The organism is Mesorhizobium sp. B1-1-5, from assembly GCF_006443065.1.
GTDB lineage: Bacteria > Pseudomonadota > Alphaproteobacteria > Rhizobiales > Rhizobiaceae > Mesorhizobium.
On record NZ_VFWS01000522.1, the window covers coordinates 1 to 1,184 of the forward strand.

Genomic DNA, 1,184 nt, shown 5'->3' on the forward strand with positions numbered 1-1,184 from the left:
CGACGACCAGGTCAAGGCGATGCAGATCGTCTTCCAGAATCCGGACTCCGCACTTAACCGCTCGCATTCGATAAGGCATCTGATCGGCCGCGCTCTGAAGCGGCTGGCAGGCTTGAGCGGCAAGGCGCTCAAGGCGCGCCTCGACGACCTCGTCCGCTCGGTGCGGCTGACCGACCGGCATCTGGCCGTGAAGCCGCGCCAGCTGTCGGGCGGGCTGAAACAGCGCGTTGCCATAGCGCGCGCCTTCGCCGGCGATCCACGCATCGTCGTGTGCGACGAGCCGACCTCCGCGCTCGATGTGTCGGTGCAAGCCGCGATTCTCAACCTGCTCGCCGATCTGCAAGCGAAGGAAGACGTCAGCTACATCTTCATCTCGCATGACCTTGGCGTGGTGCGCTACCTCTCCGACAAGATCGCCGTGCTCTATCTCGGTCGCATCATGGAGCTTGGGCCGTCGGAAGAGGTTTTCTCCGGCCCGCATCATCCCTACACCGAAGCGCTGCTGTCGGCCGTGCCCAGACTCGACCAGACCGAGACGGCACGCATCCGTCTCGACGGCGAAATCCCCAGCGCCACCAATCCGCCGCCGGGCTGCGTCTTCCACACGCGCTGCCCACGCAAGATCGGCCCGATCTGCGAACAGCAGGAACCGCCGCTGGCCGAGGCGCGCCCCGGACACTCGATCCGCTGCCATATTCCCTACGCGGAACTCGCCAGGCTGCAGAGGCCGGCAGCGGTCGATACCGAGCCGGCGTAGCCGAACATACGGCCCCTGCCCTTCACGGATGGCCGGCCATGCTGAAGGACCGGTCGCCCTCGGCAAAGCCCTGCTCGCCGGCCCAATCCCTCGTCAGTGCCCGCAATCCCGCCAAGGCCACGTCGAGCACATCCGACGACGCCGGATTGCTGGGATAGGCAAGATAGATCGGCCGCTGGAACACGGGCGTGTTCGCGACGCGTTTCATTTCGCCGCGCTCGATATGGGCGCTGACGGCGCTGAGCGGCAGATAGGCGGCGGCTTGCTGCGACAGCACGTGCTGCAACCCGATGAAGACCAGGCCGGCCGAAATGGCCGGCTTGACCATGCCGGCAAACGCCCGATCATGCTCGATGCGGAATTCGAGCCCCCAGTCCATCAGTATGTAATTCTCGGTCCATGGCTTCGTCTGCGCGGCATGCTGGAC

Annotated in this window: 1 protein-coding gene and 1 pseudogene; one reads left to right on the forward strand and one right to left on the reverse strand. The window is 65.5% G+C overall.

Annotated features, from left to right (window positions below; all coding sequences use genetic code 11):
- A partial coding sequence (locus FJ980_RS32940; RefSeq protein ID WP_140547591.1) for an ABC transporter ATP-binding protein occupies nucleotides 1–757 on the forward strand: 757 nt, incomplete at its 5' end.
- 22 nt (nucleotides 758–779) lie between these two features.
- Here FJ980_RS32940 and FJ980_RS32945 read toward each other — a convergent pair.
- Nucleotides 780–1,184, reverse strand: a pseudogene (locus FJ980_RS32945) (substrate-binding domain-containing protein); the annotation flags it as partial.